At 71.4% G+C, this 15703-nt stretch carries 15 protein-coding genes; 7 read left to right on the forward strand and 8 right to left on the reverse strand.

Translation table 11 applies throughout. From position 1 onward, the window contains the following. From narH to narI, 3 genes are read left to right on the forward strand one after another with little or no spacing between them, the layout of a single operon-like run. Complete coding sequence (gene narH, locus CP970_RS13105; protein ID WP_055555791.1) at positions 1-1608, forward strand: nitrate reductase subunit beta; 1608 nt, start codon at positions 1-3, stop codon at positions 1606-1608. Positions 1609-1667: 59 nt separating this feature from the next. Next, a complete protein-coding gene (gene narJ / locus CP970_RS13110) occupies positions 1668-2297 on the forward strand; it encodes a nitrate reductase molybdenum cofactor assembly chaperone (protein ID WP_055555793.1) in 630 nt (209 codons plus the stop codon). Next, the gene (gene narI / locus CP970_RS13115) at positions 2294-3004 is read left to right on the forward strand and encodes a respiratory nitrate reductase subunit gamma (RefSeq protein WP_055555795.1); all 711 of its coding nucleotides are present in this window, start codon (positions 2294-2296) and stop codon (positions 3002-3004) included. Before narJ ends, narI begins: the two co-directional genes overlap by 4 nt. 12 nt (positions 3005-3016) lie before the next feature. On the opposite strand, the gene CP970_RS13120 is transcribed toward narI, so the two are convergent. From CP970_RS13120 to CP970_RS13130, 3 genes are all read right to left on the reverse strand, one after another. Further along, positions 3017-3946 carry an NAD(P)-dependent oxidoreductase gene (locus tag CP970_RS13120; RefSeq protein ID WP_224058411.1) on the reverse strand — a complete coding sequence of 310 codons (930 nt, stop codon included), beginning with the start codon at positions 3944-3946 and terminating at the stop codon, positions 3017-3019. 117 nt (positions 3947-4063) lie between these two features. Then, complete coding sequence (locus CP970_RS13125; protein ID WP_055543986.1) at positions 4064-4687, reverse strand: mycothiol-dependent nitroreductase Rv2466c family protein; 624 nt, start codon at positions 4685-4687, stop codon at positions 4064-4066. A gap of 4 nt (positions 4688-4691) precedes the next feature. Continuing rightward, complete coding sequence (locus CP970_RS13130; protein WP_055543987.1) at positions 4692-5636, reverse strand: helix-turn-helix domain-containing protein; 945 nt, start codon at positions 5634-5636, stop codon at positions 4692-4694. A gap of 73 nt (positions 5637-5709) precedes the next feature. On the opposite strand from CP970_RS13130, the gene CP970_RS13135 reads away from it, so the two are divergent. Then, positions 5710-6525, forward strand: a complete 816-nt coding sequence (locus CP970_RS13135; RefSeq protein ID WP_055543988.1) for an alpha/beta fold hydrolase — start codon at positions 5710-5712, stop codon at positions 6523-6525. Here CP970_RS13135 and CP970_RS13140 read toward each other — a convergent pair. Further along, on the reverse strand, positions 6522-7127 hold the full coding sequence (locus CP970_RS13140; protein ID WP_055543989.1) for a dihydrofolate reductase family protein: 606 nt from the start codon (positions 7125-7127) through the stop codon (positions 6522-6524). The genes CP970_RS13135 and CP970_RS13140 overlap by 4 nt on opposite strands. Positions 7128-7225: 98 nt before the next feature. Continuing rightward, positions 7226-7723, reverse strand: a complete 498-nt coding sequence (locus CP970_RS13145; protein WP_079043154.1) for an ATP-binding protein — start codon at positions 7721-7723, stop codon at positions 7226-7228. A 221-nt stretch (positions 7724-7944) separates the two neighbouring features. Between CP970_RS13145 and CP970_RS13150 the strand changes: the two genes are divergently transcribed. Continuing rightward, positions 7945-8826, forward strand: coding sequence for a helix-turn-helix domain-containing protein (locus CP970_RS13150; RefSeq protein WP_055543991.1), 882 nt, complete (start codon positions 7945-7947; stop codon positions 8824-8826). A gap of 4 nt (positions 8827-8830) precedes the next feature. Further along, on the forward strand, positions 8831-9055 hold the full coding sequence (locus tag CP970_RS13155; RefSeq protein ID WP_055543992.1) for a DUF397 domain-containing protein: 225 nt from the start codon (positions 8831-8833) through the stop codon (positions 9053-9055). A gap of 3 nt (positions 9056-9058) precedes the next feature. On the opposite strand, the gene CP970_RS13160 is transcribed toward CP970_RS13155, so the two are convergent. After that, positions 9059-11482 (reverse strand): NACHT domain-containing protein, encoded by a 2424-nt coding sequence (locus tag CP970_RS13160; protein ID WP_157877643.1) that lies wholly within the window; start codon positions 11480-11482, stop codon positions 9059-9061. 102 nt (positions 11483-11584) lie between these two features. Next, positions 11585-13267: an MFS transporter gene (locus CP970_RS13165; RefSeq protein ID WP_398656928.1), complete on the reverse strand. Its 1683-nt coding sequence runs from the start codon at positions 13265-13267 to the stop codon at positions 11585-11587. A gap of 151 nt (positions 13268-13418) precedes the next feature. On the opposite strand from CP970_RS13165, the gene CP970_RS13170 reads away from it, so the two are divergent. Continuing rightward, positions 13419-14012, forward strand: coding sequence for a TetR/AcrR family transcriptional regulator (locus tag CP970_RS13170; RefSeq protein WP_224058413.1), 594 nt, complete (start codon positions 13419-13421; stop codon positions 14010-14012). Positions 14013-14157: 145 nt separating this feature from the next. Here CP970_RS13170 and CP970_RS13175 read toward each other — a convergent pair whose 3' ends face one another. Further along, a complete protein-coding gene (locus CP970_RS13175; protein ID WP_055543996.1) occupies positions 14158-15567 on the reverse strand; it encodes a cation:dicarboxylate symporter family transporter in 1410 nt (469 codons plus the stop codon). Between the last annotated feature and the right edge of the window lie 136 nt (positions 15568-15703).

Genomic DNA, 15703 nt, shown 5'->3' on the forward strand with positions numbered 1-15703 from the left:
ATGAAGGTCATGGCACAAGTGGCGATGGTGATGAACCTCGACAAGTGCATCGGATGCCACACCTGCTCGGTCACCTGCAAGCAGACCTGGACCAACCGCGACGGCACCGAGTACGTCTGGTTCAACAACGTCGAGACCCGCCCCGGACAGGGCTACCCGCGCGGCCACGAGGACCAGGAGAAGTGGCAGGGCGGCTGGCACCTCAAGCACGGCCGCCTCGTGCCGCGCAGCGGCGGCCGCGCCCGCCGCCTGGCCCGCCTCTTCGCCAACCCCCGACTCCCCTCCCTGTCCGACTACTACGAGCCCTGGACGTACGACTACGAGAACCTCACCACCGCCCCGCTCGGCGACGACGTGCCCACCGCGCCGCCCCGCTCCCTGATCGACGGCCGCCCCACCGAGGTGACCTGGGGCCCCAACTGGGACGACGACCTGGGCGGCGGACCCGAGCACCTGGCGGGCGACCCGGTCCTGCGCAAGATGAACGAGCAGGTGCGCCACGAGTACGAGCAGGCGTTCATGTTCTATCTGCCGCGGATCTGCGAGCACTGCCTGAACCCGTCCTGCGTGGCGGTGTGCCCCTCGGGCGCGATGTACAAGCGGATCGAGGACGGCATCGTCCTGGTGGACCAGGACCGCTGCCGCGGCTGGCGGATGTGCGTCACCGGCTGCCCGTACAAGAAGGTGTACTTCAACCACCGCACCGGCAAGGCCGAGAAGTGCACGCTGTGCTACCCGCGCATCGAGGCCGGTCAGCCCACCGTCTGCTCCGAGACCTGCGTGGGGCGCCTGCGCTACCTCGGCGTCATCCTCTACGACGCCGACAAGGTCGGTGAGGCCGCCTCCGTCGAGGACGAACAGAAGCTGTACGAAGCGCAGTTGGAGTGCTTCCTCGACCCGCGCGATCCGGCGGTGGCCCGCGCCGCCGAGGAGTCGGGCATCCCGCACGACTGGATCACCGCGGCCCGCCGCTCCCCGGTGCACGCCCTGATCAACACCTACAAGGTGGCCCTTCCGCTGCATCCGGAGTACCGCACCATGCCCATGGTCTGGTACATCCCGCCGCTCTCACCGGTCGTGGAGTCGCTGACCGCCACCGGCCACGACGGCGAGGACCCGGCCAAGCTGTTCGCCGCCATCGACTCGCTGCGCATCCCCGTCGAATACCTCGCCGGACTCTTCACGGCGGGCGACCCGGCCCCGGTGGAGGCCGCCCTGTGCCGCCTCGCCGCGATGCGCTCCCACATGCGGCGCGTCAACCTCGGCGAGGAGCGCGACGAGAACATCTCCCGCGCGGTCGGCATGGACCCCGCGGGCATCGAGGCGATGTACCGGCTGCTCGCCCTCGCCAAGTACGAGGACCGCTACGTCATCCCCACCAGCTACACGGCCACCACCGGACGCAGCGCCGAGGACCTGGCCGCCGGGTGCAGCCTCGACGGCGCGGACGGCCCGGGCATGTACACGGCCGACACCTTCCACGCGCCGCCCGAGCCGGAGCCCGCGGCGGCGGGCGCGGGTTCCGGCGGCGCGGGCCGGGGCCGCTTCAACCTCTTCGGCTGGAACGGCTCGGGCCGCCCCGAAGGCCTCTTCCCACGCCACCGCTGACGCCACCGCCCCGCACCGGAACCCCCCGCCGGAATCCCCCACCGGAAAGCAGAACAGCCATGACGTACACCGCGGTCCTGCACCAGGCCGCTTCCCTACTGCTGCAACACCCCGGCGCCCGCTGGGCCGAGCGCCTGCCCCTGATCCGCGCCTCGCTCACCGGACTGCCCGGCGACGAGGCCGACATACTGCGCCGGTTCTGCGACTCGGTCGCCGACACTCCTCAACTGGATCTTTCCGCCCGCTACATCGTCACCTTCGACCGCAGCCGCAGGCGCACCCTGCACCTGACCTACTACACCGACGGCGACACCCGCCGCCGCGGCGAGTCCCTGCTGCGCTGGCAGCACCTGTACCGCGAGCACGGCTGGTACCCGCCCGCCGACGAACTGCCCGACTTCCTACCCCTCGCCCTGGAGTTCGCCGCCCGCTGCCCCGTCCCCGGCATCCGCGCGCTCACCGAGCACCGCGCCGCGCTCGAACTGCTCCGCATGGCCCTGACCGACCACCGCAGCCCCTACGCCGACGTGCTCGGCGCGGTCTGCGGCACCCTGCCGGGCGCGGCCCCCGCCGACCGCGCCGCCGCCCTGCGCATGGCCCGCACGGGACCGCCGGTCGAGACGGTCGGCCTGCTGCCCTTCGCCGATCTGCCCACCGGGACGACCCGGCCGCAGGAGGCCCGCCGATGAACCATCTGCACACCGCCCTGTGGGGCGTGCTGCCCTATCTCGTCGTCGCCCTGCTCGTGATGGGCACCGCCTGGCGCTACCGCTACGACCGCTTCGGCTTCACCACCCGCTCCAGCCAGCTGCACGAGCACCGCCTGCTGTCCGTCGGCGGGCCGCTCTTCCACTACGGCCTGCTGTTCGTCGTCGCGGGCCACGCCATGGGCCTGCTCGTCCCCGAGTCGCTCACCGAACGGCTCGGCGTGCACGAGTGGCTCTACCACGTCAACGCGCTCGCCGTCGGCGGCACGGCGGGCCTCGCCACGCTCACAGGCCTCGGCATCCTGCTCTTCCGGCGGCTGCGCGTGCCCGCCGTGCGCGCCGCCACGAGCCGCAGCGACCGCGCCGTCTACCCGATCCTGGCCACCGTCCTGCTCAGCGGCCTGTTCGCCACGGCCACCACCCTCGTCCCCGACCCCTACGACTACCGCCGCGGCGTGGCGATCTGGTTCCGCTCCCTGTTCACCCTCGACCCCGACGTGCCCGCCATGGCCCACGCGCCGCTCGCCTACCAGGCGCACGCCCTGCTCGGGATGGCGCTGTTCGCCCTGTGGCCCTTCAGCCGCCTGGTGCACGCCTTCACCGCCCCCGTCGGATACGTCGCGCGCCCCTACGTCGTCTACCGCTCCCGCGGCGCGAGCACCCGGGCCCCCACGGCGTCCCGCCGGTGACCCGGGCTCCGCTCAGGCGGGGTCGCGGATGCCCACGACCGAGGCGGCCCACTCGTCGGCGCCGTGCCCGAGGTCGATCGCCCTGCGGGCCGCGGTGAGCACCCCGCGCAGGGCGGACGCGTCCAGGCCGCGGTGCTCGGCGGCGTGCACCAGGTGCTCGACGTTCGCGGCCTCCACGACGAGGTTGCTGGCCTCGGCGGGATACGTGCCGGAGTCCAGGTCCTTGGCGGTGCCCTCGACCGAGTTCTCCAGGAGGGAGATGTTGGCCTTCAGGTAGGGGACGAGCGCGGCCGCGGGCACACCGTCCTTCGCCGCGAGGGCGAAGCCGTGCACCAGGCCGTGCATCGCCGTCCAGAAGAAGTCGAGCAGGGCGAGGTCGTACACCGCGGCGAGCCCGTGGTCCTCGCCGACGTAGGCGCTCTGCCCGCCGAGCACCTTGAGCGTCGCCTCGTACTTCTCGTACGCGGACCTGGTGCCGCTGTGGAAGATCAGCGCGTCCGGCGTCCCGATCAGCTGGATCGGCACCATGACCGAGCCGTCCAGGTACGCGACGTCAAGACCGGCAGCCCAGGCGGCGGCCTCGCGGGCGCGCTCGGGGGTGTCGGAGGTGAGGTTCACCAGGAGGCGCCCGGCGAAGTCGGCCGGGGCCACCTGGTCGAGGATGGCCTGCGAGGCGGCGTAGTCCACGACGCAGACGACGACCACCTCGCCCGCGCGGACCGCTTCGGCGGGGGTGGCGGCGCGGACGGCGCCCCGGGCGACGAGGTCCTCGCCCTTGCCCGGCGAACGGTTCCAGACGGTGGTGGGGTGCCCTGCCTTCAAGAAGGCGCCCGCGAGGGCCTGGCCCATGGATCCGAGGCCGAGGACGGTGACGGGCGGAAGGGTCGTGGGGAGGGTCTCGGGAGAGGTCGGGGAAGTTGCCGGGGAGTGCTGGTTCGTCATGACCACCATCGTTGGCGGAGCCCCAACTCCCCACAAGTACCGACTATTTAGTCAGCTACGCACCACGAAGTAAGCATGGCGCCCCGGCCCTGCCCGCCCCGCCCCGACCCGCCCCGCTCAGCCGAAGTCCAGCTCCCCATAGGACCGTCGGAACTCGTGGAATTCCGCCACCCCGGCCATCAGGACCACGCCGTCCCACAGCCGCCCGGCCGCCTCGCCCCTCGGCGCCGGGGAGACGACGGGCCCGAAGAGCGCGCCCACGCCCTCGACGGACAGCACCGGCGTGCCGACGTCGTCGCCGACCAGGGCGACGCCCGCCTCGTGCGACGCGCGCACCACGGCGTCGTACTCCGCGGTCATCGCCACGGACTCCAGGGCCGCGGGCAGTCCCGCGTCGGCGAGCGCGGCCCCCATGCCCGACCAGTCCTGACGTGCGTGGATGTGCACGCCGAGGGCGTCGAAGTACCGCCCGAGCGCTTCGTTGCCGTGCTGTTCGCGCACCGCGGCGCAGACTCTGCCGTGCGCCTTCATGTACTCCCCGTACAGCCCCTCGGGGTCCTCCGGGTCGACGTCCCGCGCTTCGTTGAGCGCGGCAAGGCTCATCACCCGCCAGCGCACGGCGATGCCCCGCACGCTCTCCACCTCGCGCAGCCAGCGGGAGGTGACCCAGGTGTACGGGCATACGGGGTCGAACCAGAAGTCGACGTTCACGCGGTGCCGCTCGGAATCCCTGACGTTCACTCAGTCACCGTACGCCTTCCGTAAGTTGAGGCTTACGTAGGGCCTCCCTGAGCCAGTCGTCCGCCGCGCCCGGCGTCGGCTCCGGGCGCCCCGAGGGCGGGGCGGTGACTTCCGCGACGAGGTTCCAGTAGCCGTCGAGGCGCTGCTCCGCGGCGAGTTGGGAGCCGAGCCCGCGCCGGAAGCCGGGGGTGTCGCGGCTGCCGAGCGCGCCCGCGTGGGCGGCGACGAAGCAGTCGAGCGCCTCGCCCCCGTGCGGCGACCTGCCCTCGCGCACATCGGCCGCCGCGAGGGCGTACGCCTCGGTGAGGCCGTCGTAGAGCAGCTCGGGGCGGTAGCCGCGCCCGCCCCTGTGCGCCTCGGGCTGGAAGCGCGCGCCGCCGTCGCAGGGCGCGGAGACGAACGCCTGCAGCCGGGCGAAGGCGAGGACTTGGGCGGGCGTCGGGTCGTCGGGCACCGCGGGCACGGCCTGCTCGACGGTCGCGGCGAGGACCCGGGCGGGCAGCCGCGGGGGCAGCCAGCCGCGCCAGAAGCGGGCGAGCGGGGCAGTGCTCGGCGGCGTGGTCATGGCGCCGATCAGGCGCAGTCGCCCCGGGCGCTCCGCCGGAGTGCACTCGGCGACCAGGCGCAGGGCGGCCTCGCGCCAGCGCAGGGCGGTCAGGCGCGAGCCCAGTTCGCGCAGCTGACCCGCGATGGCGTCCTCCAGTGCGTCCTCAAGGGCGTCCTCGTGTTCGAGGACGCGGTCCACCTCGGGGACCGGCAGGTCGAGGGCGCGCAGGGAGCGGATCAGACGCAGCCGGTCGAGCGCCTCGGGGCCGTAGCGGCGGTGGCCTCCGCCGCTGCGGGCGGCTTCGGGCAACAGGCCGCGGTCGGAGTAGAAGCGGACGGTCTTGACCGTGACGCCCGCGTGTTCGGCGAGCAGGCCGATGCTCCACAATCCGTCGGTCGACAAGGCTTGAACCTCCCTCAGGGGGAGTTCTTACGGTACCGGCGCACGAGGCATACAAGACGTACGAGGAGGACTCATGACGACGTTCGTGCTGGTGTCGGGCGGGTACACGGGCGGCTGGATCTGGCGGGACGTGGCGGCCGGGCTGCGGGCCGCGGGCGCGGAGGCGCATCCGGTGACGCTGACCGGCACGGGCGAGCGCCGCCATCTGGGCGGGCCGGGGACGGACCTGGAGACGCACATCGAGGATCTGACGCAGGTGCTGGACCACCTAGACGCGCCCGACGTGGTGCTCGTCGGCTACTGCTACGGCATCTATCCGGCCGTCGGCGCCGCCGACCGGCGCCCGGGCCGGGTCGCGCGCCTGGTGTATCTGGACTCCCCGATGCCGCAGGACGGCTACTCCATGCTCGACCAGGTGCGCGAGCGGATGCCGGAAGGGGCGACACGCGAGCGGGTCCTTACGCAGGCGCGGCATGCCGAGGACGGCTGGCGGATCCCGGCGCCGACGCGGGAGGAGTGGCGGGAGTGGGGCAACCTCGCGGGCGTCACCCCGCAGGCGCTCGACCGGATCGTGCGCCTCGCGTCACCGCAGCCGCTGGGCCCGCTCGACCAGAAGCTGCGGCTCACCGGGGCGGCGGCGGACCTGCCGGTCACGGGCGTCTTCTGCACCGAGGGCGGCTCGATGGACATCGCGACCCTGGAGGCCCTGGTGGCGTCCGGCATGCCGCTCGTGCAGCGCCTCGCCGCCCCCGCCAACGGGTTCTTCGATATCGCCACCGGGCACTGGCCGATGATCTCCACCCCCGACGAACTGACGGACGTCCTGCTCAGGTCCGCCGCGGGCGAGGGCCACCGGCTCACCGCCCCCGCCACGTCCGGCACCCGCTAGTCGGCACTGCCCGTGGCCTTGTCGTAGGTGAGGAAGACGGTGCCGCTGTCGAGCAGTTTGGCGTCCGTACGCGCGTACAGCGTCGGCTCGAAGGCGCTGTCGTCGCCGAACAGCGAGATGCCCGAACCCAGCACCATCGGGCTCAGCTTGACGACGAGGCGGTCGATCTCACCGCGCAGCACCCCGGCGAGCACGCCGCCCCCGCACAGCCAGATGTCCTTGCCCTCCTCCTTCTTCAGCTCCCGCACCCGCTCGACGGGGTCGGTGGTGACGAGCTCGATCGCCGGGTCGGGGAGCTCGGTGCGGCTCCGCGAGAACACCAGGTGCCTCAAGTGCGGGTAGGCGTTGGGGATTCCGGCGTCGAGACCGATCTCGTACGTCTTGCGCCCTTCGAGGATCGTGTCGAAGTGGGTCCCCTCGGCGGTGATGCCGAGGGCGGCCCTGGCGGGCGCGGGCAGCGTCTCGGGGTAGGTGGCGCCGAGGTGCTCCACGTAGTCCTGCGCGACGGGCCAGAACCCGTCGGGCCCGGTGGGGTCGGCGCCGTCGGGCCCCGCGATGAATCCGTCGATGCTGACGGCGATGAAGTAGACGAGCTTTCGCATGCGGCTCCTTGGGTGTGACCGAGTCCGGTGACTGAGCCACGTCGAATGTTGTACTTCGAGTGAAGTGGTCAGAACGTAGTACTTCACCTGGAGTGGTGTCAACGGTTTACCCGGAGCTCTTCCCGGTGGCCTGGCGAAGCAGCCCCCGCACCTGGGCGCAGCACGCCTCCCCCGAGCCGGACGCGCACGGTTTTCCCGACATCCGCATGCGGAAACCACTCGAACTCCTCGACGAGCCGCCGCACCACGACCAGGCCGCGCCCGCTCTCGTCACCCGCGTCGGCCGCGTCGGCCCGCCGCTCGAACCCCGGGAAAGCGGACACCGGATCCGAGACATCGACGACAAGCCCCTCCCCCACGGCGAGACGCAGCCACACGTGGTGACCGGCGACCCTGCCGTGGCGCACGGCGTTGGCGAGCAGCTCGGAGACGACGAGGACGGTGTCGTCGATGTCCCCGCCCCACTGCCACGTCGTGAGCCGACGGCGAACGTGACGACGGGCGAGGCGCACGGTGGCGGTGGTCATGGGGTAGCCCATGAGCCATTCGTGGGTGGGGAGTTGGGTGGGGGCAGGGGGAGCCTTGGGATCGGGCATGGCGGAACCCTTGTTCGGCGGCACGGGGCCGGTACGAGCATTACCCAACTACCGTGACTGAGCTCGTCGTTCGACTTCAATCGAAACCCAGCTGATTAATCAGTCGGCTCAGGATTGGACTATGCGCAGATCTGCACAAAGGGGCGCGCGAACAGTGCAGTTGATGCCAGACTCGGCGCATGCCACCTAGCGACTCGCACGACAACCCATAGGCGGTGCACATGGCGGCCAAGCGTGGACGAACGGCACAACGACTCGAACTCGGTCTGCAACTCAGGCAGTTGCGTGAGAACTGCGGACTCGGCGACCGGAGCGGCGGACTCACACGTCGCCAGGCGGCGCAGGGCTTGCGCATCTCCGAGGCCTCGCTCCAGCGCATCGAAGCGGGCGCTCTGAACTTCCGGAACGTAGGAGATCTACGGAAGCTCCTTGACAGGTACGGAGTCACCGACGAGACCGTCATCGAGTCTCTGATCAGCCTCAACCGGGAATCCAGCAACCAGGATTGGCTGACGCAGTATCGAGGCCTCATGCCCGCGGGCATGCCTGGATTCGTCGGGCTGGAACCAGAGGCCCGCGCCATGAAGGCATACCACCCGACAGTGGTGTACGGCCTGCTGCAGACCGAGCGTTACGCACGCGCGACGCACGAGATGCACAAGCCGATCGAGGAGTACACGACCGAGTTCATCCGAAGTAGCGTGGAGTTGCGGATGAAGCGCCAGGAAGTGCTCACCCAGGAGTACCCGGTCAAGCTGCACGTCATCCTCGGCGAGGCCGCGCTGCGATACCTGGTGGGTGACGCCGACGTGATGCGCGAACAGTACGAAAGGCTCGGCCAGTTGTCGGGCTGGGACCACATCACCATCCAGGTGCTGCCGTTCCGCCGGAGCTACCGTTCCACAAATGACTTCGCGCTTCTCGACTTCGGCAACGCACTGCCGCCACGGGTCCAGACCGACAGCGCTTGGGGCTCCGTCTCCACCTCGGACAAGCCACGCGAAGTTGATCGGTTCAGCCGCCGGTTCGACGCCATGACAGCATCAGCGTTGCCTCCTGAGGACACGCCGGAGTTCCTGCACCGACTAGAACGAGAGCTGTAAATCCATGAACACTCACCTCACCGCATCCGAACTCGCCAGCGAGGACGTCTGGTTCAAGTCCACTTACAGTGACCCGGGCCAGAACTGCGTCGAGGTCGCCGACCTAACGGCCCCCCGCACCGGCATAGGCGTACGAGACTCCAAGAACCCCCACGGCCCCGCCCTGCTCCTCCACCCGTCGTCCTGGTCCGCGTTCATCACGCACGTGAGCCGAAACGCCGGCGCCTGACGGCTAGCCGCGCACGGCCGGGTTCCTGGCCAGCCACTCCTGGAGCTCGCTGTGCCGGAACTGGTAGGCACCGCCCACGATGCGGAGCAGCCCCGCGTGGTAGGCCCAGGCGAGGAAGGCGTCCGGGGTCAGCGGCATCCGGCCCTGGAGGCGGGCCGTCAACAGGAGCAGGGCGTAGATGAGTTGGCCGATCAGGTTCAGCGTCGCCCACGTGAGGGCGAGGAAGACGACACCGGCGAATCCGAGCTGGGTCACCGCTCCTATGCCGACGAGGAGCGGCCCGAGGACCATGGCGAGCGGAAGCAGCCACCGGAGACCTCGCCCCACACGCCGCGCCACGTCCCGCGTGCGCTCCGCCGAGCGCGAGCCGAGCAGGCAGCATCCAAGGACGTACGAGAGGGCCGCCCCCACCGAGACGCCCGCGAGGAAACGGCCGTCCGGGCCCAGAGTGCCGGGGTCCCAGACATAGGCGCACACCAGTGCTCCCCCTCCCGTCGAGTAGAGCCGCGCGATACCGAGACGCGCCAGCAGAGCGAGGGCGACGACCAGCGCGGACACGCAGAGGAGGAACCACGCCGCGGGGCCGATCCCCTGGAGCGCGAGCCCCGCGGGCCAGCCGAGCACCGGCAGCAGCGCACAGCCGATCAGCCCCCGCCGGTCGCTGTGGGCCACGAAGTCCTCGTCGACCGCCATGGCGCCCGCGACCACGGGAACGGCCGCGACTCCGAGCGCGTACCACCCAAGGTCCGGGACGTCCGCGTACCAACTTTCGAACGCGAACGCCGCGCCAAGGACCAGCGCGCCCGCGGGCACCAGCGCCCGGAAGCCGGTCCAGCACGCCCACCGGGCGGCGCCGAGCATCCGCTCGCCCGCCCGCGCGGGTCGCTGCCGCACCCGCTCCGAAGGACGTGACGGCTCGCGCCCGCCCACGACGCCCGCCCACCCGACCCCGAAGGCGACCGCGAGCAGCCCCGAGAAGGTCCAGGACTCCCTGGCACCCGCACGGTGCTCCCACCACTCCTCGGGGAACCAACGCGCCACCACGTCCGGAACGACGAGCAGGACCGACAACACCAGCGACAGAGCGGCCCCCACCACCAGGGCCGTCGTGGTCCACTTCCCGACGACCCGCCCCAGCGTCGCGATCCCGCCCTCCGGATCCGCCATGTGCCGCAGCCACCGATGGACCGCCACCGGGTCGTACTCCCGCTGCCGGATCCGCGCCGAACGCGCGCCCGCAAGGCTCGTCCTGGCCTGCCGCGCGGCGGCGTTCGCCGCGGCCGTCGCGGTGGGGACGCAGCGCGCGAGGAGGTACTCGCGCAGCTCGTCCTCGGTGCGGAAATCCGTCACCGGGTGCAGCGCGCGGGTCGCGTCGCCGCCGTACACGGCGAAGGCGAGCCCCAGGTAGAAGGGCGAGCCGAGGACCGCCGCCGCGGGACCCGCCGCCCCCGCGCGCATGGCGTCGGCCACCGCGTCCATCGGCGACACCCGCCCGTCGGAGCGCAACTCGACGTACGCACGGGCCTGGTCCGCGTCCACCCCGGCGATGCGCAGCAGCGTCGCCTCGCGCAACCACTCGTGACGCTCGGCGAGTTCGGTGTAGCGCCGCTCGCGGCAGGTCAGCACGAGCGGGGCGCTGCCGTCCACGCACTGGTAGTCGTTGAGCTCCCGCAGGGCCTCGCGGGCCCGGTCCGAGCCGTCCTCCGCGACCTCGGTGTCCATCTCGTCCAGGCCGTCGAGCACCGGCACGACCAGGCGCCGCGCGACAAGCTCGACCGCCGTCGCGCCGTCCACCTCGTACGACTTGACGAGGCTGGCCACCAGCCAGCGCTCGAAGCCGCCCACGGCCCTGCGCAGCCCCCACCACCGACGAGCGCGCGGCGGCGGCAGATCGCGGATCGAGAGACGGACCGGCACGGGGGCACCGGGCGCGCGCACCGCGAGGAGACGCACCACGAGATGGACCGCGAGGACGGTCTTGCCCGCGCCCGGGGGTCCGGTGACGACCAGACGTCCCGGCGCGGCGCAGTACCACCGCGCGACGTCGGAAAGACGCTGGCGCCCCGGCGGCTCCGCGCCGCCGGGCCTGGGTACCACGTCGACGTGCAGGTCGATGAGGTGCGCTCCGGTGCCGAGCATGTGGGTGCGCTCGGCGACCTCGACATCCTCGACGGATCGCGCGAGCCGGTCGAGGGCGACCACGAGACCGTCGCTCGCCCGCTGCAGGCGCAGGGCGCTCAGGCTGAGGGCCGAGCCGATCAGGAGCCCGAGCACACCCAGCGGGAGACCGAGGACCCCTGCCACGTCCTGCGGCTGAAGCCCCCCGCGCCGCATCGACAGAACCGCCCAGACCCCACCGGCCGACAGGGTCGCCACCCCGCCGACGAGCAGCCACCGCATGCCCCACCGGCCCTGCCGCGCCCCCATGGACGGCAGCATGCCCGAGCCCGGCCGGTCGGACCACCCCGAACAGCAAGCCGGGCCGCCCCCGGAAGAAAGAGGACGACCCGGCACACGGAGACGTACGGCTCAGCGCTGGAGCTGCGGCTCCGGCGACCGGTCCTCGGACGGCTGCGCCTCGTCGGAGGCCGCGGACCCGCCCCGCCCCTTGCGCGGCAGCAGCGCCGCGACGAGCACTGTGCCCGCGCCGAGGATCACCGCGCCGATCAGGCTGGTGTGGGACACCGCGTCCGAGAAGGCGGAGCCGACCGCGTCGGCCATCTTGCCCGCGCCCTGGGCGAGTTGTTCGGCCTGGCCCTTGAGCTGGGCGGCCTGCTGCGGGGAGCCCGCGTGGGCCGCCTTCTCCGCGACCTCGCGCGCCTGGTCGCCGATGCCCTGCGCCACCGCGTATCCGGCGCCGACGGAGTCCTGCGCGGTGTCCAGCGTGCCGTCGGGCAGCTTCGTGCCGGAGGCCGCGGCCGCGTCGGACAGCTTCGAGGAGTACGAACTGGCGAGCACCGAGCCGAGGATGGCGATGCCGAGCGAGCCGCCGAGCTCCAGGGACGTGTCGTTGACCGCGCCGCCGACGCCCAGTTCGGACTCGGGGAACGCGCCCATGATCGCGTCGGTGCAGGGCGAGAGCGCCAGACCGATGGCCAGGCCCAGGATGATCAGCGGGGCGACGAAGTCCCCGTACGTGGAACCGGAGTCCACCCGGGTCAGCAGCGCAAGCGCCACCGTGCCCGCGACCATGCCCGCCGAGACCGTGATCTTCATGCCGATGCGCGGGGTCAGATAGCCCGTGAGCGCCGAGCCGACGAAGACCGCGCCCGCGAGCGGCAGCATGCGCACGCCCGTCTCCAGCGGGTTGTAGCCGAGCACGAACTGGAGGTGCTGGGTGAGGTAGTAGAACGCGCCGAAGACCGCGAGGAAGAACAGCGCGACCGCGAGGTTCGAGCCCGCGAAGCGGCGGTCCAGGAAGCGGCGGACGTCCAGGATCGGGTGCGGGTAACGCAACTCCCAGGCGATGAAGGCCAGCAGGGCCACGCCCGCGACGACCGCCGCCGAGATCGCCTTCGCGTCCCAGCCGAAGTGCGGACCCTGGATGATCATGTAGACGAGCGCGCCGGTCCAGATGACGGAGAGCGCGCCGCCGACGTAGTCGATCCGGTTGCTGTGTCCGGCCTTGGACGGCGGCACGAGGACGAGCGCGCCGACGATGGCGAGGGCGGCGATCGGCACGTTGATCAGGAAGGTCGACGACCAGCCGTGGTTCTCCAGGAGCGCGCCCGCGACCAGCGGCCCCGCCGCGATCGCGAGACCGGCCGTGGCGGTCCACAGCACGATCGCCTTGGCCCGCTCGGCGCGCGGGAAGGTCGCGGCGAGCAGCGAGAGCGTGGCGGGCATGATCATCGCCGCGCCGAAGCCCATCACCGCGCGGGCCGCGATGACCCCGCCGGAGCTGTCCACCAGCGAGCCCGCGACCGATCCCGCGCCGAAGACGACGAGACCGAGCACCAGCGCGCCGCGCCTGCTGTACTTGTCGCCGATCGCGCCGAGCAGCAGCATCAGGGCCGCGTACGGCACGGTGTAGCCGTCGATGACCCACTGCAGGTCCGAGCTGGAGAGCCCGAGGTCCTTGGTCATGTCGGGGGCGGCGACGGTCAGCGCCGTGTTCGCCATCACGATGATCAGCAGGCTCAGGCAGAGCACGCCAAGTGCCCACCAGCGCCGTGCGTACGGCTGCTTCATCTCCTCGACCGGTTGCTTCATGAGCAGAGCCACCGAAGCCTCACCCTTCCATGGTTCACGTGCGTTCCTGCTTGCCCGGTGACCTTGCACAGCACTGTGCAATTACACACGACTGTGCAACTTACGCCATTGCACAGTGCCGTGCAAAACGGGCGCGTGCACAATGGAGCCCATGAGCCGAGCCGACGCCAACCGCCGCCGCATCCTGGAGGTGGCACTCGCCGAGCTGCTGCGCGACCCGGAAGCGTCCATGGACCAGATCGCGCGCGCCGCCGGCGTCGTCCGCAGGACGGTGTACGGCCACTTCCCCAGCAGGGACGCGCTGATCGGCGCGCTCATCGACGGCGCGGTCGAGGCGGTCGCCGCGGCCCACGCCTCGGGACGCGCCCAGTCGGACGACCCCGCCGAGTCGATCGCCCACTCGATGATCGCCATCTGGGAGATCGCCGACGGCTACCGCCTGCTCGTCGCCCTCGCCCAGCGCAGCGTCGCGATGGAGGGCATCAGACAACGCCTCGCACCGGTCCGCGAGCAGTGCGTGAACGTACTCCAACAGGGCCTGCGGTCGGGCGACTTCACCTCGACCCTGCCGCCCGCCGCCCTCGCGTACGTCCACGAACAGCAGCTCTTCGGCCTGATGGAGGCCGTCAACGACGGCCTGCTCGACCCGAAGGACGCGGGCCTGGCCGCCGCGTCGACGGCCCTGCTCTCGGCGGGCGTCCCCGCGGACCGCGTGCGGGAGATCATCGAGAACCTCGCGGCCTGACGGCGCGCCCCCAGAGCTCGACCACCTCGACGTACGCGAAAGCGCCGCCCACGACGCACGAGGGGGGAGTCTCGTACGTCGCGGGCGGCGCGGGTCGGGCCCCGTTCCGGTGGGGCCGGTACCAGGGGGGCCTTGCGGCCCGTCGTTACAGCACCTTCGCGGGCTCCTTGCCGCCACTCCGCGGCTCCGGCACGGCGTCCGCCTCCGTGCTCGCGTCCGCCGCGTCCCGCGCCCCGTGCTCGTCGTCGACCAACGTCTTCTCGTCGAAGGGCAGTTGGCCCGCGAGCACCGCGGTGACCCGTTCCTTGTCGACTTCCTTGGTCCAGGTGCCGATCAGCAAGGTGGCGACCGCGTTGCCCGCGAAGTTGGTGAGGGCGCGGGCCTCGCTCATGAAGCGGTCGACACCGATGATCAGGCCGACGCCGTCGACGAGGGCGGGCTTGTGCGACTGGAGTCCGCTCGCGAGGACCGCGATGCCCGAACCCGAGACGCCCGCCGCGCCCTTGGACGCGATCATCATGAAGAGCAGCAGCGAGATCTGCTCGCCGACGCCGAGCGGCTGGTGCATGGATTCGGCGATGAACAGCGAGGCCATGGTCAGGTAGATCATGGTGCCGTCGAGGTTGAAGGAGTAGCCCGTCGGGACGGTGATGCCGACGACGGGACGGCTGACGCCCAGGTGCTCCATCTTCGCGATGAGCCGCGGCAGCGCGGACTCGGACGAGGAGGTGGAGAGGATCAGCAGGAACTCCCTGCCCAGGTACTTCAGGAGCTTGAAGAGGTTGACCCCGGTCACCATGCGCACCAGCGTGCCGAGCACGACGACGACGAACAGGGCGCAGGTGACGTAGAACCCGATCATGATCGTGGCGAGCGCCTTGAGCGCGGCCACGCCGGTCTCGCCGATGACGGCGGCCATCGCGCCGAACGCGCCCACCGGAGCGGCCCACATGATCATCCCGAGCACCCGGAAGACCAGCTTCTGGATGTGCTCGATGCCGCGGAGCACCGGCTCGCCGGAGCGGCCCATCGCCTGCAGCGCGAAGCCCACGAGCAGCGCGACGAGCAGCGTCTGGAGCACCTCGCCCTGGGTGAACGCGGAGACCATCGTCTTGGGGATGATGCCGAGCGCGAAGTCGACGAGGCCCTTGTCCGCCTCGTCGGCCGCGGTGTGGCCCGCGTCCTTCTCGGACTGGCTGATGTCCATGCCCGAGCCCGGGTGCAGGATGTTGCCGACCAGCAGGCCGATGGCGAGCGCGATGACCGACATCGCCATGAAGTAGGCGAGCGCGAGCCCGCCCACCTTGCCGACCTTCGCGGCCTTGCGCACCGAGCCGACGCCGAGCACGATCGTGCAGAAGATGATGGGCGAGATCATCATCTTGATCAGGCTCACGAAGCCAGCGCCGACCGGCTTGAGCTCCTTGGCGAAGTCCGGCCAGATGAAGCCGACGGCGATACCGAGCAGCGCGGCGCCGATGACGGCGATGTAGAGGTAGTGCGTGCGGTCCCGCTTGGCTGCGGGTGCCGCGTGTGGGTCGGCCGTGCTGGTCACGGGGCCCTCCTTGAACGACGTCGTCGGCGTTGGGTGACGTATCCCCGGAGCGTGTCGGTGGTGACGCGCTCGCGAGATACGCACATCGGTGGCGCGCTCGCGGTGGACGTGGATCACGTGCCCGGCGAGTGCGCGG

The sequence above is a fragment of the Streptomyces kanamyceticus genome (genome assembly GCF_008704495.1).
Lineage (GTDB): Bacteria > Actinomycetota > Actinomycetes > Streptomycetales > Streptomycetaceae > Streptomyces > Streptomyces kanamyceticus.

Bases quoted from the DNA above. Each gene is read 5' to 3' on its own strand.
- narH (WP_055555791.1), top strand. From the start codon at position 1: ATGAAGGTCATGGCACAAGTGGCGATGGTGATGAACCTCGACAAGTGC.
- narJ (WP_055555793.1), top strand. From the start codon at position 1,668: ATGACGTACACCGCGGTCCTGCACCAGGCCGCTTCCCTACTGCTGCAA.
- narI (WP_055555795.1), top strand. From the start codon at position 2,294: ATGAACCATCTGCACACCGCCCTGTGGGGCGTGCTGCCCTATCTCGTC.
- CP970_RS13120 (WP_224058411.1), bottom strand. From the start codon at position 3,946: ATGACGAACCAGCACTCCCCGGCAACTTCCCCGACCTCTCCCGAGACC.
- CP970_RS13135 (WP_055543988.1), top strand. From the start codon at position 5,710: ATGACGACGTTCGTGCTGGTGTCGGGCGGGTACACGGGCGGCTGGATC.
- CP970_RS13140 (WP_055543989.1), bottom strand. From the start codon at position 7,127: ATGCGAAAGCTCGTCTACTTCATCGCCGTCAGCATCGACGGATTCATC.
- CP970_RS13145 (WP_079043154.1), bottom strand. From the start codon at position 7,723: ATGCCCGATCCCAAGGCTCCCCCTGCCCCCACCCAACTCCCCACCCAC.
- CP970_RS13150 (WP_055543991.1), top strand. From the start codon at position 7,945: ATGGCGGCCAAGCGTGGACGAACGGCACAACGACTCGAACTCGGTCTG.
- CP970_RS13155 (WP_055543992.1), top strand. From the start codon at position 8,831: ATGAACACTCACCTCACCGCATCCGAACTCGCCAGCGAGGACGTCTGG.
- CP970_RS13160 (WP_157877643.1), bottom strand. From the start codon at position 11,482: ATGGGGGCGCGGCAGGGCCGGTGGGGCATGCGGTGGCTGCTCGTCGGC.
- CP970_RS13165 (WP_398656928.1), bottom strand. From the start codon at position 13,267: ATGAAGCAACCGGTCGAGGAGATGAAGCAGCCGTACGCACGGCGCTGG.
- CP970_RS13170 (WP_224058413.1), top strand. From the start codon at position 13,419: ATGAGCCGAGCCGACGCCAACCGCCGCCGCATCCTGGAGGTGGCACTC.